The sequence below is a fragment of the Marinifilum flexuosum genome (genome assembly GCF_003610555.1).
Taxonomy (GTDB): Bacteria; Bacteroidota; Bacteroidia; order Bacteroidales; family Marinifilaceae; genus Marinifilum; species Marinifilum flexuosum.
The window spans coordinates 922,279-947,958 of record NZ_RAPQ01000008.1 but is presented as its reverse complement, the minus strand read 5'-3'; the positions used below and the strand labels follow the sequence as shown (position 1 = coordinate 947,958).

General features: G+C 35.0%; 23 protein-coding genes. 13 read left to right on the top strand and 10 right to left on the bottom strand.

Annotated features, from left to right (window positions below; genetic code table 11):
* The first annotated feature begins 69 nt into the window (after positions 1-69).
* Both BXY64_RS04165 and BXY64_RS04160 read left to right on the top strand, forming a co-directional pair.
* Positions 70-3,126 (top strand): PD40 domain-containing protein, encoded by a 3,057-nt coding sequence (locus BXY64_RS04165; protein WP_120238675.1) that lies wholly within the window; start codon positions 70-72, stop codon positions 3,124-3,126.
* Between the two features lie 39 nt (positions 3,127-3,165).
* On the top strand, positions 3,166-3,702 hold the full coding sequence (locus BXY64_RS04160; protein ID WP_120238674.1) for a GNAT family N-acetyltransferase: 537 nt from the start codon (positions 3,166-3,168) through the stop codon (positions 3,700-3,702).
* On the opposite strand, the gene BXY64_RS04155 is transcribed toward BXY64_RS04160, so the two are convergent.
* The gene (locus BXY64_RS04155) at positions 3,689-4,147 is read right to left on the bottom strand and encodes a type I restriction enzyme HsdR N-terminal domain-containing protein (RefSeq protein ID WP_120238673.1); all 459 of its coding nucleotides are present in this window, start codon (positions 4,145-4,147) and stop codon (positions 3,689-3,691) included. The two genes, BXY64_RS04160 and BXY64_RS04155, sit on opposite strands and share 14 nt — an antisense overlap.
* A gap of 60 nt (positions 4,148-4,207) precedes the next feature.
* On the opposite strand from BXY64_RS04155, the gene BXY64_RS04150 reads away from it, so the two are divergent.
* From BXY64_RS04150 to BXY64_RS04115, 8 genes are all read left to right on the top strand, one after another.
* A complete protein-coding gene (locus BXY64_RS04150; RefSeq protein ID WP_120238672.1) occupies positions 4,208-4,978 on the top strand; it encodes an AMP nucleosidase in 771 nt (256 codons plus the stop codon).
* Between the two features lie 9 nt (positions 4,979-4,987).
* Entirely contained in the window at positions 4,988-5,989 is a 1,002-nt protein-coding gene (gene holA / locus BXY64_RS04145; protein ID WP_120238671.1) for a DNA polymerase III subunit delta, read from the top strand.
* A gap of 104 nt (positions 5,990-6,093) precedes the next feature.
* Positions 6,094-6,711, top strand: coding sequence for a T9SS type B sorting domain-containing protein (locus BXY64_RS04140; RefSeq protein WP_170150569.1), 618 nt, complete (start codon positions 6,094-6,096; stop codon positions 6,709-6,711).
* Positions 6,712-6,713: 2 nt separating this feature from the next.
* A complete protein-coding gene (locus BXY64_RS04135; RefSeq protein ID WP_120238669.1) occupies positions 6,714-7,667 on the top strand; it encodes a PorP/SprF family type IX secretion system membrane protein in 954 nt (317 codons plus the stop codon).
* Between the two features lie 5 nt (positions 7,668-7,672).
* Positions 7,673-9,754: an OmpA family protein gene (locus tag BXY64_RS04130; RefSeq protein ID WP_120238668.1), complete on the top strand. Its 2,082-nt coding sequence runs from the start codon at positions 7,673-7,675 to the stop codon at positions 9,752-9,754.
* 11 nt (positions 9,755-9,765) lie between these two features.
* Positions 9,766-10,371, top strand: coding sequence for a rhomboid family intramembrane serine protease (locus BXY64_RS04125; RefSeq protein ID WP_120238667.1), 606 nt, complete (start codon positions 9,766-9,768; stop codon positions 10,369-10,371).
* A 3-nt stretch (positions 10,372-10,374) separates the two neighbouring features.
* A complete protein-coding gene (locus BXY64_RS04120) occupies positions 10,375-10,872 on the top strand; it encodes a D-glycero-alpha-D-manno-heptose-1,7-bisphosphate 7-phosphatase (protein WP_120238666.1) in 498 nt (165 codons plus the stop codon).
* 1 nt (position 10,873) lies between these two features.
* Positions 10,874-11,728, top strand: coding sequence for an aminotransferase class IV (locus tag BXY64_RS04115; protein ID WP_120238665.1), 855 nt, complete (start codon positions 10,874-10,876; stop codon positions 11,726-11,728).
* On the opposite strand, the gene BXY64_RS04110 is transcribed toward BXY64_RS04115, so the two are convergent.
* Positions 11,725-12,342 (bottom strand): YqgE/AlgH family protein, encoded by a 618-nt coding sequence (locus tag BXY64_RS04110; protein ID WP_245996588.1) that lies wholly within the window; start codon positions 12,340-12,342, stop codon positions 11,725-11,727. The genes BXY64_RS04115 and BXY64_RS04110 overlap by 4 nt on opposite strands.
* Before the next feature lie 128 nt (positions 12,343-12,470).
* Here BXY64_RS04110 and BXY64_RS04105 point away from each other — a divergent pair, with 128 nt between their 5' ends.
* Positions 12,471-14,399 carry a Na+/H+ antiporter NhaC family protein gene (locus BXY64_RS04105; RefSeq protein WP_120238664.1) on the top strand — a complete coding sequence of 643 codons (1,929 nt, stop codon included), beginning with the start codon at positions 12,471-12,473 and terminating at the stop codon, positions 14,397-14,399.
* Positions 14,400-15,145: 746 nt separating this feature from the next.
* Here BXY64_RS04105 and BXY64_RS04100 read toward each other — a convergent pair.
* Positions 15,146-17,590, bottom strand: a complete 2,445-nt coding sequence (locus tag BXY64_RS04100; RefSeq protein ID WP_211334398.1) for an alpha-ketoacid dehydrogenase subunit alpha/beta — start codon at positions 17,588-17,590, stop codon at positions 15,146-15,148.
* 239 nt (positions 17,591-17,829) lie between these two features.
* On the opposite strand from BXY64_RS04100, the gene BXY64_RS04095 reads away from it, so the two are divergent.
* Together BXY64_RS04095 and BXY64_RS21300 are read left to right on the top strand one after the other, a co-directional pair.
* A complete protein-coding gene (locus BXY64_RS04095) occupies positions 17,830-18,075 on the top strand; it encodes a hypothetical protein (RefSeq protein WP_120238663.1) in 246 nt (81 codons plus the stop codon).
* A gap of 107 nt (positions 18,076-18,182) precedes the next feature.
* Positions 18,183-18,350 (top strand): hypothetical protein, encoded by a 168-nt coding sequence (locus BXY64_RS21300; RefSeq protein WP_170150568.1) that lies wholly within the window; start codon positions 18,183-18,185, stop codon positions 18,348-18,350.
* 135 nt (positions 18,351-18,485) lie between these two features.
* Here BXY64_RS21300 and BXY64_RS04090 read toward each other — a convergent pair whose 3' ends face one another.
* From BXY64_RS04090 to BXY64_RS04060, 7 genes are all read right to left on the bottom strand, one after another.
* On the bottom strand, positions 18,486-19,490 hold the full coding sequence (locus tag BXY64_RS04090; protein WP_120238662.1) for an FAD:protein FMN transferase: 1,005 nt from the start codon (positions 19,488-19,490) through the stop codon (positions 18,486-18,488).
* A 113-nt stretch (positions 19,491-19,603) separates the two neighbouring features.
* Complete coding sequence (nqrF, locus tag BXY64_RS04085; RefSeq protein ID WP_120238661.1) at positions 19,604-20,863, bottom strand: NADH:ubiquinone reductase (Na(+)-transporting) subunit F; 1,260 nt, start codon at positions 20,861-20,863, stop codon at positions 19,604-19,606.
* Between the two features lie 54 nt (positions 20,864-20,917).
* Entirely contained in the window at positions 20,918-21,535 is a 618-nt protein-coding gene (gene nqrE, locus BXY64_RS04080) for an NADH:ubiquinone reductase (Na(+)-transporting) subunit E (RefSeq protein WP_120238660.1), read from the bottom strand.
* 18 nt (positions 21,536-21,553) lie between these two features.
* Positions 21,554-22,198 carry an NADH:ubiquinone reductase (Na(+)-transporting) subunit D gene (locus tag BXY64_RS04075; protein WP_120238659.1) on the bottom strand — a complete coding sequence of 215 codons (645 nt, stop codon included), beginning with the start codon at positions 22,196-22,198 and terminating at the stop codon, positions 21,554-21,556.
* A 7-nt stretch (positions 22,199-22,205) separates the two neighbouring features.
* Positions 22,206-22,910 (bottom strand): NADH:ubiquinone reductase (Na(+)-transporting) subunit C, encoded by a 705-nt coding sequence (gene nqrC / locus BXY64_RS04070; RefSeq protein ID WP_120238658.1) that lies wholly within the window; start codon positions 22,908-22,910, stop codon positions 22,206-22,208.
* A 20-nt stretch (positions 22,911-22,930) separates the two neighbouring features.
* Positions 22,931-24,109 (bottom strand): NADH:ubiquinone reductase (Na(+)-transporting) subunit B, encoded by a 1,179-nt coding sequence (locus BXY64_RS04065; protein ID WP_120238657.1) that lies wholly within the window; start codon positions 24,107-24,109, stop codon positions 22,931-22,933.
* A gap of 21 nt (positions 24,110-24,130) precedes the next feature.
* Positions 24,131-25,486 (bottom strand): Na(+)-translocating NADH-quinone reductase subunit A, encoded by a 1,356-nt coding sequence (locus tag BXY64_RS04060; protein ID WP_120238656.1) that lies wholly within the window; start codon positions 25,484-25,486, stop codon positions 24,131-24,133.
* Between the last annotated feature and the right edge of the window lie 194 nt (positions 25,487-25,680).

Below are 25,680 nucleotides of genomic sequence, written 5' to 3'. Positions count from 1 at the left end.
AAACATATAAAACCCACTACAGGCCCAAAGCTGAAACTGCAATTGTCTTCTTCCGCAAAGACAATTTTAATGGTCATTTTCTCTATTTACATAGGGATTTGTAGCCCGTACTCTCTTAATGCCAGCCCTAAAAAGCAAAAAATTAAAGATAGAAGAAAGTACCAAGTTGCCGAAAAATTCCTGGCAAATGGAAATTATTCTAAAGCTGCCTCCATTTACAAAGAGTTGTTAGATCAAGCTTCGCGCAATGCCGATTTGAATTTTAAACTGGGCTTGTGTTATCTAAATATTGTTTCCGAAAAGTCGAAATCAGTTGATTTGATCGAAAAATCTATTCAATACACCAATTCAAAAAACAATGTTCCCATTGATGTGTACTATAATTTGGCAAAAGCCTATCACACCAATTATCAATTCAGGGAAGCATTAAAAGTTTACAAAGACTTACAACAAATTATTTCGCCACAAAACACGGTATTTCGCAATGAAATACAACGCGAAATTAAGATATGTAAAAATGGCTTGGAATTGATAAAAAACCCAGTAAATATTTCTATCATCAACCTTGGAAATAAAATCAATACTGAATTTGCCGAACACAGTCCTGGTGTTACGGCTGATGAAAGCACTATGATTTTTACCTCTCGAAGAAGTGGTACTGGAAGTAAACTTGATATTGATGGACAGTACTTTGAAGATATATACATCTCGAATAAAAAAAATGGAATATGGAGTGAGCCTATTGGAATTCCAAAGCTTAATACAATAGATCACGATGCTTCCATTTCCATATCAGCTGATGGGCAAGAAGTTTACATTTACAAAGCTGGATACCTTAGCCGAAAAGAATCGGAAGGTGGAGACATTTATGTGAGTAAATTAAAAGGAAATGAATGGTCGGAAGCCAAAAAGTTAGGACCAAACATTAATTCCAAAAGTAAAGAAAGTCACATCTCTATTTCGGCAGATGGAAGAACTATTTTTTTCTCGAGTGATAGACCCGGAGGATATGGTGGAATGGATATTTACACGGTAACTAAACTACCAAATGGCAAATGGGGAAAAGCAAAAAACCTGGGTCCTGCTATCAATACGGAATACAACGACGATGCTCCTTTTATCCACCCTGATGGAAAGACTTTATATTTTAGTTCAGCTGGTCACAAAACAATGGGAGGTCTTGATATTTTTAAGAGCATCAACATCAAAGGACGTTGGACTACACCTGTAAATATTGGATATCCAATTAATTCAACTGATGATGACATTTACTATACTCCTACTCCCGACGGGAAAAGAGCCTACTTCGCTTCATACCGCACTGGTAGTTTGGGTAGAACAGATATTTTCTTAATTAAAACTCCAGATGCTGATCAAGCTGGCCTTTTTGTGCTGAAAGGAAAGATTGTAAACACAAATGGTAAAGTCGTTGGAGGAGCTAAAGTTACAGTAAGTAAAAATGGAAAAACCATTGGTATTTATACACCTAATACTGCTACTGGTAAATTTTTGTTCATTATTGATGCTGGTAAAAAATATGATATCGAAATTGTTGCTGAAGGTTACAGAACTTTAAGGACGGTTCTGAATATTCCTCTCGAATATGCCAACAAAGAGAATCATAGTGTTATTACTCTTTTACCATTAACTCTGCGTACTAAGGATGAAGCTGATTATCCCCAAACTATTGATTTAATTGATTTTGAAGAGAGTAAAATTAATCAAGTTGGAGCTTTGGAAAATAGCAAAGATTCAATTCCGGATAATAAACAATTCGTTACTCCTGAAGTAAAACAAGATAGTGTTGCTAAAGTTGCTCCTGTAGTTGAAGCAAAAGAAGAGCTTAAACAAGATAGCATCATCAGCACTCAACAATCAGAAGATATCAATACAATTAGAAAAGACAATCCTGTTACCAAAACTGATTCGAATATTGCAATACCTTCTAAAAGTATTGTAACACCTAAAGTATTGCCAAATGTAAGTACTCCTGCTAAAGTAACTGTTCCGGATAAGGTAACAGAACTAGCAAATGTTGATGAAGCAATTCAAAAAGAAATTAAGGATAAACCGATAATCAAGAAAGAAAAGCCAATACAAAAAGAATCTACAATTGATTCTAAACAGTCTGATATCAAAGCTATCGATTCGGGTGCTCTTGCATTTACTTTGGATTTAGGAAACTTTAACTCGCCACGCCCTGAACTGTTCAAGGAGTTGGATGGAGTGATTGAAACTAAAGGTCCTGATAATAAATATCATTACACCTATGGTAAGTTTAAAGATTACAAAGAGGCCAGTAAAGCACAAAAAGTAATTGCCAAAAAAGGATTTAAATCACCTACAATTAAAATTTTAACCAACGATAAAGTAGCCAATGAGGAAAAGAGAGGTGAAATTTATTACACCATTCAGATTATGGCACTTAAAATCCCAATCGAAGCTGAGTTTTTCGATAATCTGGACAATGTAAAAGTATATGTTGGTGAAGATGGTTTAACACGATTCACTTACCGCAAATTCAAATCATACAACAAAGCGGTTAAGGTCATGAATCGACTAATAAGAATGGGCTATTGGGATGCCTTCATTCGAACCGTCATTAATGATAAATTATTGTATTCTGGTGTACAATACACTGGCACCAACACTTATACTATTCAAGTAATGGCTCTGCGTTATCCTAAGCCTTTAAGCTACTTTAAAGATTTAGGTGATGTAAGTGTGTTTGTTGACAAAACGGGATTGTATCGATATACCTATGGCTCTTATAATTCAAAACGAGATGCAATACTTGATTTGGGTACAGCTTTAAAGAATGGCTATTGGGATGCTTTTGTTAGAAAATCTTTACGTGGCGAACGATTGCCTGCCAACAATTCATTAGAAACTGAGAATTATTATACCATACAGGTAATGGCCTTAAAAAATGCTCGTCCTTTAAACTATTTCGATAATTTAGGAACCGACGACATGCGTTTATTTAATGGTAAAGATGGTTTATCCAGATATACTTTTCAAAAATTCTCATCGCAGGCTAAAGCAAAAAGTCGTCTTTCTTCTGTAATCAAAAAAGGATATCTTGACGCCTTTACCAGAGAAATTAAATGGTATAACAAGCATTAATCTACAAGTTGTTTAAACTAGTTCATAAAGCACTAAACAATGCAAATTCTAGAGAATAATAACATTCGCTTAAGAGCACTGGAACCAACCGATTTAAAATTACTTTACAGTTGGGAAAACGATTCCTCAATTTGGGAAGTTAGTCATACGCTTAAACCATTCTCTTTATTTGTTTTAAAGCAATACCTGGAAACAAGCCATCTGGATATTTTTGAGAGCAAGCAATTGCGCTTGGTCATTGAACGAAAAGAAGATCAGGAACCGGTTGGGCTAATAGATCTTTTTGATTTTGATCCATTTCATCAACATGCCGGAATTGGAATCTCTATTAATAACAGAGAACATAAACAAAAAGGTTATGCCACCGAAGCGTTGGAAACCTTATGCAATTATGCATTTTCCGTTTTGCAAGTTCATCAGTTATACTGTAACATCACATCAAAAAATGAGGCCAGTTTAAAACTATTTCAAAACCAAGGATTCGAAATAGCAGGCTTAAAAAAGGATTGGATAAAAACTCAAAATGGATGGCTGGATGAGTATTTACTTCAAAAAATTAATACTACAAATCTTTAATGGATTGATAATTGGGGATGTCTTCCAAAAATTTAAAGCTTTTATTTTCGTAATCCATATAACAACAAAAATGCTTTAATCCGTTGGTTACAACCAAAAAAGGAACTCTCAGTTTCATATTGTAACGAGCAATCTGATTGAACACATCCTGTGTAATTTTTATTTTGCTGGCTTTGCATTCCACAATCATAACCGGATTGGCATTACGGTTATACAAAACAATATCGCTACGTTGTGGCAACAGGTTAACATCAACTTTTTTTTCAACAGCAATTAATGAAGCTGGATAATCTTTTTCTTCAACCAAATATCGAATAAAATTTTGCCTCACCCATTCTTCCGGAGTTAATACTACGTACTTCTTTCGGATACTGTCGAAAATTAGTTTTCTTTGCAGATCAGATTTTATTTTGAAGGAATAAGTTGGTAAATTTAAATTTTCCATAAAAAAGCTATTAATCGGCTAAAGTTACAAGATTATTCCTTATAAAACCGCTACACATTCATGAAGACCAAAGAAGAAATTGTAAAAAACTGGCTTACAAGATATACAGGCCGTGAACTTTCAGAATTCACTCCTTATATTTTGCTTACAAATTTCAACCATTATGTGGAACTATTTGCTGAATGGCACAATTGTGAAGTTTTAGGTGAAGACAAAGCAATGCCAAATGCATCTGCTGATGGAGTTACCATTATCAATTTTGGAATGGGAAGTCCGAATGCTGCAACAATTTTGGATTTGCTAAGTGCAATTAAACCCAAAGGTGTACTTTTCCTTGGAAAATGTGGGGGATTAAAAAGAAAAAACAAATTAGGTGATTTAATTTTGCCTATTGCAGCAATTCGAAGTGAAGGTACATCAAATGACTACCTTCCACCAGAAGTGCCTGCTTTACCTGCATATTCATTGCAAATGGCAGTTTCACAGGTAATATCAGATAGAAATAAAGATTATTATACAGGAACCGTTTTTACAACTAACAAACGTGTTTGGGAATACGACGAACGTTTCAAAAAATACCTAAGCAAAACTCGTGCTATGGCAATCGATATGGAAACAGCTACCATTTTTACGGTTGGTTTCTATAATGAGATTCCTGTTGGTGCTTTGCTATTGGTATCGGATCAACCTATGATTTCGGAAGGTGTTAAAACAGATAAAAGTGATGCTTTGGTAACCGATAGCTACGTGAATAATCATTTGGAAATTGGAATTGAAGCTTTAAAAGAAATCATGCACAATCGCCAATCTGTTAAACACCTTAGATTTTAAGCTTGAACAATGACATACGAAGAGATATTTAAAGGCCTTAAGAAAAAAGATTTTGCTCCTATTTACTTTTTAATGGGCGAAGAAAGTTTCTTTATTGATAAGATTACCGATTATATTATAGACCATGCTCTACCCAAGCATGAAAGAGATTTTAATCAAACCATTCTTTATGGGAAAGATACTGACATAGGTACCATTGTTACTACTGCCAGAAGATTTCCTATGATGGCCGAAAAACAAGTTGTTGTTGTTAGGGAAGCTCAAAATATCAAGAACATAGATCAGTTATCTTCATATATTAAAAACCCCTTGAAATCAACTATTTTGGTGATTAATTACAAATATAAGTCATTGGATAAGCGAAAAGCTTTCACCAAAGATGTCGCTCAAAATGGGGTTCTTTTCGAATCAAAAAAAATATATGACAATCAGATTCCAGATTGGATTAAAAAATATGCTTCAAACTTAAAATATAAAGTTGATAATAAGGCTGCTTTCCTATTGGCTGAATTCTTAGGGAACGATTTGGGTAAAATTACCAATGCAATAGAAAAGTTAACCATAAACATTACCAATAGCGATACAATCACGCCTGCCGACATTGAGAAAAACATCGGAATATCAAAAGATTACAACAACTTCGAACTACAAAATGCATTAGGTAAAAAAGATGTATTAAAGGCCAATCAAATCATAAACTATTTTTCTACCAACGAAAAAAATCATCCTCTCGTTGTAACCATTGCCCTCCTACACTCGTATTTCTCCAAAGTTTTAAAGTATTATTTCTTAAAAAATAAAACAAACGAAAAAGTTGTTGCTTCGAGCTTGCGAATCAATCCTTATTTCGTAAAAGATTATAAACTCGCATCGAGAAATTACAATCCTAAGAAATTGGTTTCTATAATTGAGATGCTGCGAGAATATGATTTAAGATCGAAAGGATTTGGTGATACAGGAACGAAACAAGGAGACCTTTTAAAAGAATTAATTTTTAAAATTCTCCATTAGCAGCAGCGTTAAAACTTAATTTTACGCAACACCCTAATATGAGAATAAATCTACCCATTCGAATATTGTTACTTGGATTTTCTCTCTGCACAAATTTATTGTGTATGGGACAAACTGGTGAACCACCCGTTGCCAAAAACGATACGGTTTCCATTACAAACCAAAGTTCTGCAAGTGAGGTAATATATATTGAAATAGACTTTCTAAAAAATGACACCTTTTCATCAAAGGAAGATCTCGAAAAGTCTATACTTCGTCAAACTGACCAGTTTGGTAAAGCTTATTTAATAGAGGATAACACCCTAATGGTATATTATCCTTACGAAATGAGTTTCGGAACTGATACGATTTACTACGAAATCTGTGATCAGGCAAAGCGCTGCAGTAATGCGTTTATTGTGGTTAATGTTCTTGATCCAAATCAAGTCGAATTATTAATACCTTCGTCATTCTCACCGAATAACGACAATATTAACGACAAATTTTACATTAAGGGAATTGAAAATTATCCGGAAAATGAGTTCATTGTATTCTCGCGTTGGGGAACCAAAGTTTACGAGAAGAAAAACTACAACAACCAGGAAGCATGGGATGGTAGTTACAACAATGCTGGAGTAAAGCTTGGTCCCGGAGATAAATTACCTAAAGGAACTTACTTCTTTAAGCTAATTATTAAGGATAAAGAATATGTAAAAAGTGGTTATATTGTGGTTAAATACTGAGAATGAATCAACTTTACAAAATTACAATATCAATTGGACTCCTTTTATTTCCCATTTTTAAATCATGGGCACAAGAAGACATCCGGTTTTCAAATTTTTCTTATAACCGATTATTTTATAATCCTGCTTATGCAGGAAGTAGTCGCTTTATGGAAGCGGTAATTGCCTATCGCAATCAGTGGGTAGATGTGGAAGGATCTCCAGAAACAGCAGTTTTATCGATACAAGCCCCCGTAAACTATACCAATTTTGGCCTAGGAGCAGTTGTATACAACAACAGATTCGGAATTCAGAAAGATAATGCTGTATTCTTAAATTATGCCTACCATTTACAAGTTAGTCTCGAGGGAACTTTGTCAATGGGAATTCAAGCCGGATTCATCAACAAGCAAATTAACTGGACCGAACTAACAACCTACGATCCTAATTTCCCATCTCCTGATGATCCTGCTTTTCCTGATCAGGATATTTCAACATGGGTCCCAAGTTTTGGAATCGGTTTTTATTATTACACACCAAAATATTATATCGGATTTTCAGCTCCAAGATTGCTTTCGAACGATCAGCCCGATACCGAAGGTTTTTCGGATAATATGAAGTTTAAATTCAAAAATACAGTGTACTATTTGGGAGGAGGTGCTACCTTTCCTTTAAATCCTGAATTAACATTTAAACCATCTGTTTTAGTCGTTGGTTCCTATTCTGGTACAACTACGGCCCTGGCAAATTTTGATATGGTTCATGAAAGTGGTGTTTCTTTGGGTTTAGGATACAGAACAGATGATTCCTGGGCTGGTAGTATTGGATATCAATTGAGTCAGAAATTAAGATTTTCATATTCTTATGAAAAATATTTTGGAAAATATAGATCAAAAGGCTTTACAAATCACGAAATAATATTAAATTACAATTTATCTTTAAAAAAGAGCAAAATTACGTCACCACGATATTTCTAAGTACCATGAACAGTAAAGCTGGATTAAATATCATATTAGTATTTTTTCTAATCACTTTAGGAAGTATCTCTTCATTTGCACAATCACAATGGGTTGAAAAAGGCAATCGATATTTTAAGAATAGTGAATTTGCACATGCAATCAATTATTTTGAAAAATACTTAGAAAGTTCAAATGATATTGATGTAAAAAGAAAATTGGCGGAATGCTATATCCAAATAAATAAAGATACTGAGGCTCTTTATTTATTGGAAAAATTGGTAATTGACCCTAATGCCAATTCTAAGGATTTTCTTAATTATGCTCACCTTTTAAAAAGAACCAGAAATTATACCGAAGCAAAAGTTTGGTTCGAAAAATACGCAAAGCTTAATCCTCGAGATAAAAACATTCAAAATTTAATCCTGTCATGTAATCTTATCAACGAATTAGAGGATAATCAGCAGTTTATTGTAAAACCTATTGGAATAAATTCTCCGCAGTCCGATTTTGCATCTGCTCTTTACAAAGATGGTTTGGTTTTCGTTTCGGGACGTCATAACAAAACCTCAAAAGAAATTGATGGCAGAACAGGAGAACATTATCTTGATTTGTATTACACCGAACAAATAGGAGATCGTTTTGTAGATCCAATTCCATTTAGCGAAACGTTTAATTCTAAATATCACGAAGGTCCTGCTTGCTTTACGCCAAACGAGCGATTCGTATTTTTCACTCGCAACAAAGGGCATGTAAATCTTGAAGGTAAATCGGAATTGAATATTTATTCATCGCGCTTTAATGGAAAATTCTGGGATAAACCTGAGTTGTTTCTTTTTTCAGGTCGTGCCTACTCCATTGGTCATCCCAGTATATCTTCTGACGGAAGGTATTTGTATTTCATCTCAAATATGAAAGGTGGATACGGTGGAACTGATATTTATGTATGCCGAAAACTTGGTTTTGTCTGGAGTAAACCAATTAACTTGGGACCTACAGTTAATACATCCGGTAACGAAATGTTTCCATTTATTGGCGACGACAACTATCTTTATTTTGCCTCCGATGGACATATTGGTTTTGGAGGTCTGGATATTTTTAAAACAACATTTGAACGAAATAGCTGGACTTATCCGGTAAATCTGGGTCTTCCTTTCAATTCTGAAAAAGATGATTTTGGATTTATTTTTAAAGGCTCAAAAGAAAGTGGTTTCTTTTCATCAAACCGAAGAGGAAACGATGATATCTTTTCATTTACTCAAAATCCAGAGATGGTAACAGCCATACACGGAAGAATGGTTGATCGGTATTCCAAGAAGTCTGTTCCTAATGTAGATATTGTTCTAATGGATAATTTATCCAGAGAAAAATCAACAAAAAGTAGTGAAAATGGAATGTTTAAAATAGATATTTTCGACCATAAAAACTACAGTTTAATTATTAGTAAACCAGGTTATAAAACGAAAAGAATTCTTTATTTTTCTCAGAATGGAGCTACACCTAAACAACTAAATATATCCTTGGAAACAACTCCTTGGGTAAAGATTAAAGGAAGTATTGTTGATGAATTTTCCGGACGTGCATTGGAACAAGCCAACATAGAACTTATAAATCGTAGTTATAAGATCAATAGTTTATGCGAGACCGATGATTACGGGGAATTTACTCAAGATATCGATCCTTCAAAATCGTATGATGTTATCATTCGAAAAGATGGATATTTCACAAAAGTAATTACCTATTATCGTTATCAAGCAGATCATTTTGAGCAAATTGAATTGCAAAAATTCAACAAAAATGAAAACATGCAACTCTTTGGTGTTGAATATGAGAAAAACTCAGCTGAACTAAGTAAAAATACCATACTTGAACTCGATAATTTAGCGAACTTATTGATTGTAAATCCAAATATTGCCATTCAAATTATAGGTTTCACAAACTTTGACAATGGCAAAAGAGACAATAAAATTGTTAGCCTGGAAAGAGCTTCGCAAGCTGCAGAATATGTAATTTCGAAAGGAATTACAAAAAATAGAGTTGAATACAAAGCCGGAGGATATGATCCAGGCAAACCCGCTTTAACAGTTAAACTGTTGGAAGCATTTTAGAAACACACAACATGACCATCATAATAATTGCCATAACAGTACTGATCTCACTAGCTGCATTTCAGAACAACGATTTGTTGTACAAATATCAGTTTAATGCATATCAAATCACCAAAAGAAATCAGTGGTACAGGATCATTACATACGGATTTTTACACGCTAACTGGGATCACTTGCTGGTTAATATGATTGTGCTGTATTTTTTTGGCGATGCACTTGAATATTACTTTAGCTATAATTTTGGTTCTGCAAGTGTAATTTATTTCATTGCTTTATATTTAGGCGCAATTGTTCTATCTACTTTATATGATTTAAAAAAACACAAAGAACACTACCATTATAATGCGGTTGGTGCATCTGGAGCTACTTCTGCTGTGGTTTTTGCAACCATATTTTTTGCACCATTACAGCCAATTTATTTGTTCTTTGTGATACCGATTCCGGGAATTATTTTCGCGGCAGGCTACCTTTATTATTCCTACTATATGGGAAAGAAAAATATCGATAATATTGGTCATAGTGCACATTTCTCAGGTGCGTTGTTCGGATTTCTGTTTCCATTAATCATTAAACCCAAATTATTCTCATTATTTTTGCAGCAGATTCTCAATTTTTAAAGCATGCAAAAAGCTATTTTTCTTGATCGTGATGGGGTAATCAATTCCGATATTGGACATTATTACATCTATCATGTTAAAGATTTTGTGATTAATGAAGGCATTATTCCATCACTAAAAAAATTCACTGAAGCTGGATACAAGTTGTTTATTGTTACCAACCAAGGTGGTGTTGCTAAAGGGATTTATACCAAAGATGATGTAAATAAAGTTCATGATCATCTACTTTGTATTCTGAGAAAAGAGAACATTACAATAGAAAAAATCTACTTCTGTCCTCATCACGACAGTGTGGCTGTTTGTGATTGCAGGAAACCTAGTCCTTATTTCATCAAAAAAGCAATTCAGGATTATAATATCGATCCAGATCAATCTTATATGATTGGCGATAGCTTAAGAGATAAACAATCGGCGGAAGCAGCTGGAATAAAAGGAATAAAAGTAGAAGCAAATGAAAATATCGAATCTTATTGCGATAAAATTTTAAAAGGAGAATTATAGTATGAGTCATAGCGAATATATCAATTTAAACGGCGAATTATTTCCAAAAGACAGCCCTGTTTTTGGTGCTGCAAACCGTGCTTTCCGATATGGTGATTCTCTTTTTGAAACCATTCATTCAAATGGAACCGAAATTCAATTTTTCGATCAACATTTAGATCGATTAATCATGGGAATGAAAACAATAGGGATGATTGTACCGGAAAATTTCAGAGATAAACTGAAAATCAATATCACCTATTTGATTAATAAGAACAAGTCTTTTGCAGGTACGAGAATCCGCTTAAGCGTATTTAGAAATGATGGTGGCTTATACACTCCTACCGACAATACCATATCCTATTTAATTGAAACATCGCGCCTTGAGGAAGATCAGTATGTAATTAATAAAAAAGGGCTTAAAATTGATATTTATAAGGATTGTAAAAAATCATCCGATATTATTTCTCAATTCAAAACCGGGAACTCGCTTTTGTTTATTATGGCTGGCAACTATAAAAACAGAATGCATTTGGATGACTGCCTAATTCTTAACGAGAGAGGCAATCCTATTGAAAGTATCAGCTCGAATTTATTCATTGTAAAAAATGACATTCTTATGACGCCTTCCATTGAAAGTGGTGCCGTGAGTGGAATTATGAGAGAACAGTTAATCCAAACTGCACTTAAATTAAATATGACCGTTTACGATGATTGTATGATTACCATTGACGATTTGGTTGAAGCTGACGAAATTTTCTTAAGTAATGCAATTAGCGGAATTAAATGGGTAGTTGCTTTTAAAGATCGTAGGTATTTTAATAAAACTGCAAAACTCTTACTTGAGGAATTGAATAAAAATGCTTTCAAATATTAATTCATACTCGGATTTTCCGGAAAGTTAGACCACATACGATATCTGCCACCAAGCTTGCGTAATGATTGTTCCCACAAATTATCATTGTTGAGGCTCATTATGCTTCTAACATCAATTTGACTAACCAACCATGAATTTTCCTTAATTTCCTCATTCAGCTGACCTGCACTCCAACCCGAGTAACCTGCAAAAAATCTCACCTGATGAGGATACACTTTCTTCTCTTCAATTAAATCCTTTAAAACACTAAAATCTCCTCCCCAATACAAATTATCAAAGATATGTATGCTGTTTGGAATTAAATGAGGCAGTGTATGTATGTAATAAATTCGGTTGGTATCTACTGGTCCTCCAACAAAAACATCCCCATCAAAATGGGCAATGCTAACCAATACTTCATCAACCGATAAATTAATCGGTTTGTTCAAAACAAATCCAACTGCACCTTCTTCATTAAATTCGGCCAACAATACAATTGATCGTTTAAAATATCTCCCTTCCAAAAAAGGTTCCGCAATTAAAACCTTTCCTTTTTCAGGATTAATATTGTTGTTTTCCATTCTAAATAAATCCGAAGTCCCGTCCACACTACTAATTTTAAAGTTTACAGACACAAATTAACCAATTTTACCAAAGAAAAAAAGCATAAGCGCTTATGAAAACCTTAATACTTCCCTCTATTTCATTAGTACAAAGCAGACAAAATAATTATATTTAACACTGCCTAACCAAATTACCAACAATGATTAAAAACACGACCCTCTCCATTCTTTTTTTACTGCTATTGTTATCATTTCAAAGTACTGCTGCTTCTGATAAAGAAAAGCAACCAATCAATGAAGATTTTACCATTGAGCTACCAAAAATAATTATTGCTGATATTCCTTCAGAACTTACTCTTCATTTAAAAAATGAAAATCATCTGAAAAATGATTCTGTATTGGTAAAGATAAATGGAAATATAGTCTGGGCTCAAGCTGAACAAAACCAATTAAAACTTCCATTTGTTTTTAAAGGAAGTGATATTGTACAAGTAAGCATTTCGCAACAAACACAAGAAAAAAAGTACAAGGCCATTCCTTTATGGATGTCGATATTGCCTCCACTAATCGCTATTTTAATCGCTTTAATATTTAAAGAAGTATTTTCTGCTCTATTTGTAGGTCTGTTCTCTGGGACACTTATCATTTTCGGATATCAGGATATCTCATTTTTTTCTGCCTTTTTTAAAGCAATCTTTGCCATTTCGGATACTTATATCATTCAATCTTTAGCTGATACAGGCCACATTTCCATTATTGTCTTTTCTATGCTAATTGGAGCTATGGTCAACCTGATTACTCAAAATGGTGGTATGCAAGGAGTAGTGAACAAGCTGTCGCGTTTTGCAAACAGCTCTCGATCCGGACAATTTGTTACCTGGCTTTTAGGTGTATTAATATTTTTCGATGATTATGCCAACACTTTGGTGGTTGGAAATACCATGCGGCCGGTAACGGATAAATTAAAAGTATCGAGAGAAAAACTTGCCTATATAGTAGATTCAACAGCGGCTCCCGTGGCTTCAATAGCCTTGATTACAACCTGGATTGGAATAGAATTGAGTTACATTCAATCGGCAACTGTTCAAATCAACATCGATGAAAGTCCATACAGTATATTTTTAAATTCATTGCCAACCCGTTTTTATCCTTTCTTCACCCTGTTTTTTATTTTAATGATTGTAATCATGAAAAAGGATTTCGGACCAATGTATAAAGCTGAACAAAGGGCTAAATCCGAAGAAAAATATTCCAAAATCAATAAGCATTCCAATGATGAAATCGAAAGTATTGAAATATCGCCTGAAATACCTACAAGATGGTACAATGCCGGAATTCCAGTTATGGTAGTAATATTTGGGACCTTTGCAGGCTTAATTTATACTGGTTGGAATGGAAATATTTGGGATGATTCTTCCATCTCGTTTGGAACAAAACTATCACATATTATCGGAGCTTCTGATTCTTATTTGGCTCTGCTTTGGTCATCAATTTCGGCGGTATTAGTAGCTTCAGCTCTAAGCATTGGACAAAGAATACTAAGTTTAAAGAAAACTGTTGATGCCTTAGTAAAAGGCTTTAAAACCATGCTAACGGCAATTCTTATTCTGATATTGGCATGGGCTTTAGCTGACATTACAAAAGATTTACATACAGCAGATTTTATATCGAAAATCTTAATTGCAACTGAAGTTCCGCCTGAATTCTTGCCAACATTTACTTTTATTTTATCTGCCTTAATTGCTTTTTCAACAGGTTCATCTTGGGGAACGATGGCTATTCTTTATCCTCTGATTCTTCCTGCTTCCTGGGCTCTTTGCCATTCGGCAGGAATGCTTGATGCTGAAAGTATGAATATTTTTTACATTACTGTTTCGGCAATTTTGGCTGGTTCAGTCCTAGGTGATCACTGTTCTCCAATATCAGATACTACTATTTTAAGCTCTTTAGCAAGTTCTTGTAATCATATCGAACATGTTAGAACTCAGCTGCCTTACGCTTTAACTGTCGGATCTGTAGCAATTATTTTAGGCTTATTGCCTGCAGCCTATGGAATCAGTTCATGGATACTAATTCCCCTAGGATTTATCACCCTATTCTTGATCGTAAAATTCCTTGGAAAAAGATAAAAGAAAACCCGGCATATAAAGAAATACAATGCCGGGCGAAAATCCTATGTTGATTTGCAAATTATCTTATCGACAATTAACCACTAACCACAATGAATCAAATCAACACTAACTAAAAGTTTTCACTTATATAGACGATTAAAACATCAAAAAGGGTTACTTTTCGTCTGTATTTCTTTGCTTTTTTAACAAACTTTAACGTTTTTGGAAATATTTTTGGTGTTTTTCACACCTATTCATCTAAATATCAAATAAAAAAAACGATCATTCCCCCTAAGAATGATCGTTTAAATGCTATATAATATAGCCCTTTAGAATTGTGCCCATTCATATCATTACCATTACTTTACTTAAGGCACATACGAACTAAAAAGTTATTCGCAACAAGACCCCTATTTCTTGTCATGAACAATACTAAAACAGGGGAATATTAAAAAGGGGTGACAAGAATTTTATTTTTTTTAAAATTTATATTTTTAACTAAGTGCATAAACAAAAAAAGCAATCACTTTAAAAGGAAGTGATTGCTTATACAAGTATATTTTGCTTAATTGTTTGTATCATTTGGAAGAATTACCACATTGCATCCAACTACTACTCACTAAAAAGCCAATTGAGAAAAACCTACTAAAAAGTTCCCTCAATCATATATAAGACAGTTTAATTCCAAAAAGGGGTGAAACGAAACGTAAAAAAAATCCACAAACTTTTCTGTCTGTGGATTCATTATCAATATAATAAAATTACTATTCTGTGTAAATCGAAGGAAATTTACCTGGGTTTGATTCTCTCATGATATCATAAATTACTTCAAAAACATCTTCTGCGTTAGGATTAGAGAAGTAATCTCCATCCGTCCCGTAGGCAGGTCGATGATCTTTTGCTGTAATGGTTCTTGGTTCAGAATCCAAATAGAAATAAGCTTTCTGATCTTCCAGTACTTTCTGCATCATAAATGCAGTCGCTCCACCTGGCACATCCTCATCGAAAAATACAATTCGATTGGTTTTCTTTACCGATTCTAAAATTCTTTGATTCACATCAAAAGGCAATAATGTTTGCACGTCAATTAGTTCTACCGAGATGTTAAAATCTTTCAGTTGTTTCACTGCGTCTTCTGCAATTCTAACACATGAACCATAGGTGACCAAAGTAATATCATTACCTTCATTTAAAACCTCCGGCACTCCTAATGCGGTCTTAAATTCTCCCAAATTCTCTGGCATTTTTTCTTTTAATCGATAACCATTTAAAGGTTCAATAACCAAAGCTGGTTCATCTGATTCTAAAAGTGAATTATACAATCCTGCAGCAACTGTCATATTTCTAGGCACGCAAACATGAACCCCACGAATTGAGTTAATGACCATACTCAAAGGAGAACCTGAATGCCAAATACCTTCCAATCTATGACCTCTAGTACGAATGATAACAGGAGATTTCTGTCCTCCTTTAGTTCTGTATTGCATGGTTGCCAAATCATCACTCATAGTTTGTAACGCATAAAGCAAATAGTCGAAATACTGAACTTCAGCAATCGGTCTTAATCCTCGTAAAGCAAGCCCGATTCCTTGTCCAAGAATAGTGGCTTCACGAATTCCAGTATCAGTAACACGAAGTTCTCCAAACTTCTCTTGCATTCCTTCCAAACTTTGGTTCACGCCTCCAATAAAACCGGTGTCCTCCCCAAATGTTAGTAGCAGAGGATATTTCATAAATAATTTCTCAAAATTATCACGCAGAACTTCTCTCCCATTTACCGTTTTCGAGTTCTCATTATAAATAGGTGCAACCGGTTTTATATTGCTAACTTTTAACTCTGTTTCACTATACAAGTGGCTACTGTATCTTTCATGATTTTCATCAATAGTACTTTTCAGCCAAACCTGCAACTGAGATTTCAAAGGCTTAAAGCTTTCACAGGTTGAACAGATATGTCTTAAAATCTTTTTAGCAGCACTCACATTGTCCTTACGAACAGGATGGATTACTTTCTTTAATCCCGAAGTGATCCTATTAATTCGATCTGTCTTCTTACAATTACATCCTGCATTTTCTACAAGAGTAATCAGTTCATCTCGCTCTTTCTTGATTGGATCCGTAAAGCTTTTCCATGCTATTTGACGGGCTTTCTTAACAACATCAATCGCTTCTTTTTCTATCTCATCTAACTTTCCACTCTCAATTATTTCCATTGAAAGTATCCACTCTCTCATTTTTTTGATTGGATCAAAATCGGATTCCCATTCTAACCTTTCTTTAGATTTATATCTTTCATGAGACCCTGAAGTTGAATGTCCTAAAGGTTGAGTCATTTCGATTACATGGAAAAGCACCGGAACATGATCGCGTCTGCAAAGCTCAACTCCTTCAGCATACATTTTACACAAAGCAGGGTAATCCCAACCTTTAGCCTTGTATATTAAATATCCATCACCATTCTCATCTTGTTCAAAGCCCTTTAATACTTCCGATATATTTTGCTTGGTAGTTTGATATTTATTAGGAACTGAAATCCCCCAACCATCATCCCAAACACTCATTGCCATCGGTACTTTTAGTACTCCTGCAGCATTGATAGTTTCCCAAAAATGTCCTTCGGATGTACTTGAGTCTCCAATTGTACCAAAAGCTACTTCATTACCTTTCACAGAAAAGTTAGTGAACTGATGCAACTCGTTATTCTCTCTAAATAACTTTGAAGCATAAGCCAATCCCAGTAATCTAGGCATTTGTCCAGCTGTTGGTGAAATATCTGCTGAAGAGTTTTTTTGTTCGGTAAGATTCTTCCAGGAACCATCCTTATTCAAACTTCTTGATGCATAATGATTATTCATTAAACGCCCACCATTTGCAGGATTTTTATCCAATTGAGTTTCGCCAAACAATTGGGCAAAAAACTCTTCTGGTGTAAGCATACCTGCAGCCAGCATAAAAGTTTGATCTCTATAATATCCAGATCGCCAATCACCTTTTTTAAATGATTTTGCCATTGCAATCTGGGCAATCTCTTTTCCATCACCAAATATTCCAAATTTGGCCTTACCAGTTAAAACTTCCTTGCGACCTAAAATACTTAACTGACGGCTTATATTTGCTATGCGATAATCTTCAAGAACTTCGGAAGTAAAATCTTCGTATGATAAATTATCATCTTTAGCTTCCATGTTTTCTCTTAATGTTTCTGACATATTATTTCAATTTTCTGAATTCGAAATAATTTCCCCCTTATTTCAAAATCCATAGTATGTTAGTGTGTTTATGTGTTTATTTAACAGAATTCTTCTGATTTTTCTAAAATCAAATTTAGAAAGAATTATTCTAAATAAGAAAGATTACTCCAAGTATTTCAGACCTTTTATTCTTGTTTAATTTGGTCGAGAAATACTGAAATGATATCTTTGCCTTTAATTTATTAAGAATTATCGAAATGATTATAAAGGTTATACTTATAACTGCTGTTATTCTGGCAATTGGATTTGTTGGGTTTGCCATTTCAATCTTGATTAAAAAGAATGGTAGATTCCCTGAATTACATATCGGAAGGAATGAAGAGCTGAAGAAAAGAGGAATTAGTTGTGCCACGTCACAACACAAAATGGAGCAGGAAAAGGCTAAAAATGCTAAAGTATTTAAGAAGTTAACTCTTCTTGATAAAGAACTGGAAAGTTTGTAATTCAATTCTGCTTTAATATCCTAAAAGTTAAAAAAGACTAAAATTTTAATTTTTGTAAAACAACACAATTCCATTAAACGTATCTTTAATAAAATGTAAAGATCAAAATGGCTATGTTTCTAAAGATATTATTACTCGCAGTATTTTTGCTTTTTTTGGCATTTATTGGATTTGGTATTAAACTCCTGTTTGATAAAAATGCCAAGTTTACAGGTGGAGGTTGCAGCTCTTGCGCTTGCAACGATGATGAAGCAGATACCTGTGAAACGAATTAATTGGTTATCGGTTTTCCGTTTTATTCTGTTTGTATTATTTCATAACAACTACTTTTCAAACACTTTAATCAGAAAACCGATAACTTATTTATAAGATTTGGATCAATAGAAAAATACAACTCCTCAACACAAGTCTTATTTCAGAATTTGTGCCTTTAAATTTTCACTTGTGAAAGTGGTTAGTGCACCTTCCTTATCGGTATAGATAAAATAGGCATCCAATTCAGGATCATTTTGAACGATTTCAACACTCTTTTCCAAACCCAACACCATAAATGCAGTTGCATATGCATCAGCCTTCATACAAGTTGGAGCAACCACCGATGCAGAAAGTAAACTGTGTTGTACTGGATATCCCAATCGTGGATCAATTGTATGTGCATATTTCTTACCATCTTTCACATAGAATTGTCGGTAATTTCCAGAGGTGGCCATGGCTCCATTTTTCAGTTCCAATACATCCTGAATTTGTCGGGATAAACTTGTAGGGTCATCAATAGGTTTATCAATTCCTACACGCCAAGGTCTATTTTTATTGCTATTTCCTTTGACTCTTATTTCACCTCCAATTTCAACCATATAATTGGTAATTCCTTTTGATTCTAAAAAATCTGCTACAACATCAACTCCATACCCTTTAGCAATGGCACTGGCATCAAACATGATTCTAGGATCTTCTTTAATCACTTTTCCAGCCTCCAATCTCACTTTTTGATATCCTACCACTTGTAACAAACTATCAACTGGGATTTCTTCTGGTTCGAGCTTATTTTTAAAACCAAATCCCCACGCATTAACCAGCGGTGCAACCGTCCAATCAAAAGCGCCGTCTGTAATCTTGGCAATTTGTTCACTGGTTTTAAAACAAGTTGTAAAGTAATTATCCAAAGCAACCGTTGAATCATTTTCATTCACTTTTGAAATTACAGATTCAGGATTGTAAGTAGATAACGAGAAGTCAAATTCTTTTAATTTTTGAAGAATTTCGGTCTGTAATCCTTCTTTATTTGGATATTGATATACCATGTGATAAAAGGTTCCAAATACTTTCCCCTCATTGAAATGATATTTTGATTCCTGTTTGCATGCACCAAATGCAATAATTAGCAGAAAAAGACTTATATACTTTAACTTGTTCATGATATTAAATTATAATTGATGAATGAGTAAGAATTTACCATTCTAAAAACACGAAATTACACAGAGTCCATAAAACAAACAAGCCCCGATAAATCGAGGCTTGTTTTATATTGTTACGATCCGAAATCGTCAAATTCAACCATTTCGTCTGGTACTCCTAATTCATACAGCATGTTTGTAACAGCTGAGTTCATCATTGGAGGTCCACACAAGTAGTATTCGATATCTTCCGGCTCATCGTGTTTGCTTAGGTAGTTATCGTAAATTACCTGGTGAATAAATCCAGTTGGTCCTTCCCAATTATCTTCTGGTAGTGGCTCAGAAAGCGCCAAGTGCCATTCGAAATTAGGAAAATCTTTAGCGATAGCATCAAATTGCTCTGCGTAGAACACCTCTTTTAATGAACGAGCTCCATACCAGAAAGTAGCCTTACGACCAGTTTTCACTGTGTGGAACAAGTGGAAGATGTGAGAACGCATTGGAGCCATACCAGCACCACCACCAATAAACATCATTTCGTTGTTGGTTTCTTTAATAAAGAATTCACCATAAGGACCTGATACAGTTACTTTATCACCAGGCTTGCGCGAGAAGATGAAAGAAGAACAAATACCTGGATTAACTTTCATCCATGTGTTATTTACTCTGTCCCAAGGTGGAGTCGCAATACGAATGTTCAACATCACGATGTTACCTTCTGCAGGATGGTTAGCCATTGAATATGCACGGTAAGTTGGTTCCGGATTCTTCATTGTAAGATCCCACAACTTAAACTGATCCCAATCAGCTTTGTACTCATCTTCAATAATCATATCCTTGAAATCAACATCAATCTTAGGCACATCAATCTGAATGTATCCACCTGATTTGAAGTCAAGAATTTCTCCTTCAGGAAGTTTTACAACAAATTCTTTAATGAAAGTCGCAACATTGTGGTTCGAAACCACTTCACACTCCCATTTCTTAATTCCCATAATTTCCTGAGGTATAGACATAGTCATGTCCTCTTTTACCTTTACCTGACAAGCCAAACGCCAATCGTTTTGAGCTTCTTTACGAGTAAAGTATCCTGTTTCTGTTGGTAAAATTGATCCAGCACCTGAGTGTACCTGACACTTACACATTGCGCAAGTTCCACCACCACCACAAGCAGATGGCAAGAAAATTTTAGCATTACCCAATGTACCCAAAAGGGTATTACCTGGCTCAACAACCAATTTTTGGTCTCCTTCGTTAATATCAATTGTAACTTCTCCTGATGGAGTAAGCTTCTTTTTAGCGTACAATAGGATAGAAACCAGTACCAGTATGACAAGCAAGAATACTGCTATACTTGTGGCAATTACTGTTCCCTGTGTTGTTAATAATATCATCTCTATTCCGATTAAATTTTTTGAAAATTCAATTTACTTTATTCTGTTATCAGCTTAGAGTTTGATACCCATGAAGCTCATAAAAGCAATTCCCATTAATCCTGTTACAATAAATGTAATACCTAACCCTCTAAGTGGAGCAGGAACATTTGAGTAACGGATTTTTTCACGAATTGCTGCAATACCTACAATCGCAAGTAACCATCCAATTCCAGATCCTAATCCGAAAGATGTTACTTCAGCAATTGAGTTGTATCCTCTTTCTTGCATAAATAAGGATCCACCTAAAATTGCACAGTTTACAGCAATCAATGGCAAGAAAATACCTAATGAAGAATAAAGTGCTGGTGCAAATTTTTCAACAATCATCTCCACCAACTGTACCATAGAAGCAATTACAGCAATAAACATGATAAAGCTTAAGAAGCTTAAATCAACATCTGCCATGGAAGGATCTAGCCAAACTAATGCTCCTTCTGCCAAAATGTATTTGTCTAGCAAGTAGTTCACAGGAACTGTAATACCCAATACGAATACTACTGCCAAACCTAATCCCATAGAAGTTTTTACGGTTTTTGATACCGCAAGGTATGAACACATTCCAAAGAAGAATGCGAATACCATGTTGTCGATAAAAATCGACTTGATAAATATATTAATCAGATTTTCCATGTTTCGATTTTCTTTAGATTAGTTCGACTCAATTAAGGACTTATCCTTAGATCTTTGTACCCAAATAATGATACCTACAACTACCAATGCCATTGGAGGTAGAATCATTAATCCGTTGTTTTCATATCCCATATCGTAAACTGCCTGTGGAATAACATGGAATCCATAAAGAGTTCCTGATCCTAACAATTCACGGAAAAAGGCAACAACAACAAGAATAAGACCGTAACCGGCAGCGTTTCCAATTCCGTCAAGGAATGCTGGCCATGGTCTGTTACCCAGAGCAAATGCCTCTAAACGTCCCATGATAATACAGTTAGTAATAATCAAACCAACGAATACCGATAGCTGTTTACTTACATCGTAAGCAAATGCTTTCAATATCTGGTCAACAAGGATTACCAATGCGGCAACCACAACCAATTGTACAATAATTCTAATTCTTGATGGAATCGTATTTCTAAGTAATGAAACTATAACATTAGCAAGTGCCAATACAGCCATAACTGAAATGGAAAGAACAATAGCTGGTTCCAATTTTGCAGTTACTGCCAAGGCCGAACAAATACCCAAAACCTGCACGGTAATCGGGTTATCGCTTCCCAATGGATTGGTAAGCAATTTTCGGTTTTTAGCCGAGAATAATGGTTCTTTATCGCTCATCTCGTCCTTATTTTGAAGATTTTAAAAACTTTTCATAACTGCCAAGGTTATCAAGAAGCATCGCTTCAAAACCTTTAGAAGTAACAGTACCACCCGATACTGCATCAAACTGGTGAGGATTACCCTTTGCGGTACCTTTTACCAAAATGATAGAAGTAAACTTTCCACTCTTATCGAAAATTTGTTTTCCAACAAACTGATCTTGAAAAGCAGGAGTAGCAATTTCTGCTCCCAAACCTGGTGTCTCACCCTTGTGAGCAAAAGTTGCTCCAAAAATGGTATTCCCATCTTTTTCCATTGAAATGTATCCCCAGATTGGTCCCCACATTCCTTTACCTCTTACTGGTAAAATCATTTTTTCACCAACGCCTTCTTTGTTGAAAACAAAAACAGGTAAATTTCTTTCATTAAGATCTTTACTACCCTCTTTTTTCAAATCAACTTTAAAGGCTTCTTCTTTATCTTCTGACTTCACATTACCTTCTGCACTAACGGTAAAAGCTTTAACGATATATTGATCATACAACTTTTCAGCATCGGCAGGAGTAGAAGTAACACCCACAGCTTTTAGGATGTCTTGCTTTTTCTCAATTTCCCTATTTTTGTTCTGACGAGGTTTTAGTTGTAAAGCAGTAAAAGAAAGAACTGCAGCAACAATCAACACCATTACAGAAGCATAAAGGAAAGTATATGTATTACTATTCGTATTCATGTCTTACTTTGATTATTTGATTAAGCTTTCACCTTAACTCGTTTCAATCTTCTCTTCACATTGCCTTGAACAACATAGTGGTCGATCAATGGCGCAAATGTATTCATGAAAAGAATTGCCAACATCATAGCTTCTGGGAAACCAGCATTCATAACACGAATCAATACTGCAAGGAATCCAATTAAGAAACCATAAATGTACTTACCACGTGTAGTTTGAGTTGCCGAAACAGGATCTGTTGCCATAAATACAGCACCAAATGCAAATCCACCCATGATTAAATGCTGCCATGCAGGAATCAATTCCATATATGGGTTAGCACCAATCAAGTTGAAGATAGCTCCCATTGCATAACCACCAACGAATACCGACAACATGATTCTCCAACTTCCGATACCTGTAGCAATCAAAATAACTGCACCAATCAATATCGCAAGAGTAGATGTTTCACCAATTGATCCTGGTATCAAACCAATAAACATATCCCAAGTTTGAGATAATGCTCCAGACATTAAGCTTTCAGCTTGAGCAGGTGTTGCATCAACTAATGCTGCTGCATCAGCCAATGGTGTCGCTCCTGAAAAAGTATCTGCTTTTTCTGCAATCCAAACCGCATCGCCCGACATTTTTGACGGGTAAGCAAAGAAGAAGAATGCACGTGCAATCAAGGCAGGATTCCAGATATTCATTCCGGTTCCGCCGAATACTTCTTTACCAATAACAACCGCAAAAGCAGTTGATACAGCTACCATCCAAAGTGGAGCCTCAACTGGCATAACCAAAGGAATTAACATACCCGAAACAAGGAAACCCTCGTTTACTGCATGTCCTCTCATTTGCGCAAAGGCAAACTCAATACCCAAACCAACTACGTATGAAACTACAACTATTGGTAATACTTTGATTAATCCATAAACAAACATATCCATCAATGGCGCAGTTTCGCCTACTGATAAGAAATGCTGATAACCGATGTTGTACATACCGAACAACAACGAAGGGATTAAAGCCATAACAACCACAGACATAGTACGCTTCAAATCGATAGCATCCTTGATGTGTGTACCCGTTTTGGAGGTATGATCAGGAACAAATAGGAAAGTGTCAAAAGCGTCGAAAGTAGACTGCAACTTCGCAAACTTGCCCCCTTTTTCAAATAAAGGTTTCTTTTTATCAAGAAATTTTCTAAGTGCTTTCATTGTATATTATTATCCGTTTTTTTAGCTCATTTCTTTAATCATCAGATCAATTCCCTGACGTACGATATCCTGAACATCAATTTTTGAAGTACATACGAATTCACATAAAGCGAAATCTTCTGGTGCTACTTCATAAATACCTAACTGTTCCATTTGATCGATATCTTCAACCAAAATTGATTTGATTAGGTGAACAGGCAATACATCCATAGGAAGAACTTTCTCATACTCTCCGGAAACAACGTAAGCACGGTGCTCTCCATTTAAGTTAGCATCCAAACGATATTTTTTATTTGGAGTTAACCAAGAGAAGAAGGATTTCGACATTGAGAATTTGCTTAGTCCTGGCATAGCCCATCCTAAGAATTCAAATTTATCTCCTTCAGGAATAACTGTAATTTGAGAATCATACATTCCAATGAACCCATCTTCTGGAATATGCTTACCAGTTAATACGTTTCCTGAAACTACTCTAATCTTCTCATCATCCTTCAGTTTTCCTTTTAAAATGTTTCTAACTGAAGCTCCTGTAATGGTTTCGAAATAACATGGAGTTTTAACTTCCGAACCACAAAGTGCGATTTTACGACTTACATCGTAAATCCCTTTTTGGAACAAACGACCAATAAAAACAACCTCTTGTGGACGAACCACCCAAGCAGTTTCTCCTTTATTAATCGGATCGATGTGGTGAATTTGCACACCTACATTACCTGCGGGGTGAACTCCTGCAAATTTGTTTACAGTAGCATTTTTTACTTCTGAAAACATTTTTGCCTGATTCAAGTTCGGATTAATGTTCAAATGAACCTTTCCGTCGGTTAATTTTGCAAGAGCGTCAATACCTGCTTGGAATGCTTCAGCTTCTCCCTCTACAAGGAAATCAACATCGGCAGCCAATGGTGCTGAATCGAAAGCAGAAACGAAAATTGCTTTTGGCGTATCCTCTGGTTTCGCAATTACATCGTATGGACGTTGACGAATAAAGGCCCAAAGACCACTTTTAAGTAACTCTTCTTTAACCTCTTCGCGCGAAAGACCATTCGGATCAGCTTTTTTAAACTCTTCGTATTGGATTTCTGCGTCGGCTTGAACAACTACTTCTAAAATCTTTCTTCGTTCTCCTCTATTTACGGCAATTACCTTACCACTAACTGGAGAAGCAAAATTAATTTCAGGGCTATACTTATCGAAGAACAAAGGACTTCCGGCCTTTACTTCAGCATCAACCTTAACTTTTAATTTTGGTGTTAATCCAGGAAAATCGGTAGGTTTAATTGCGTATGTCTCAGAACGATCAGCTTTCTCAAGTACTTTTTCAGCCTTTCCTATCAGCTTAATATCTAAGCCTTTTTTGATCTTTTTAACTTCAGACATGTTAAACTATTTGATTTTATTAATTTGCGTCAAAAATAACTAAATAATACTCTATTTCATAATAGAACCAAGTGCGAGCATGTGTTCTAAAACGATTGAGTACATGTTTTGTAATACATCTAAAAAATTCGCACACAAATATATAAAGCAATTTCTTATTTTTTAAGTTTTTGGTTTATTTTTAACCAATATAT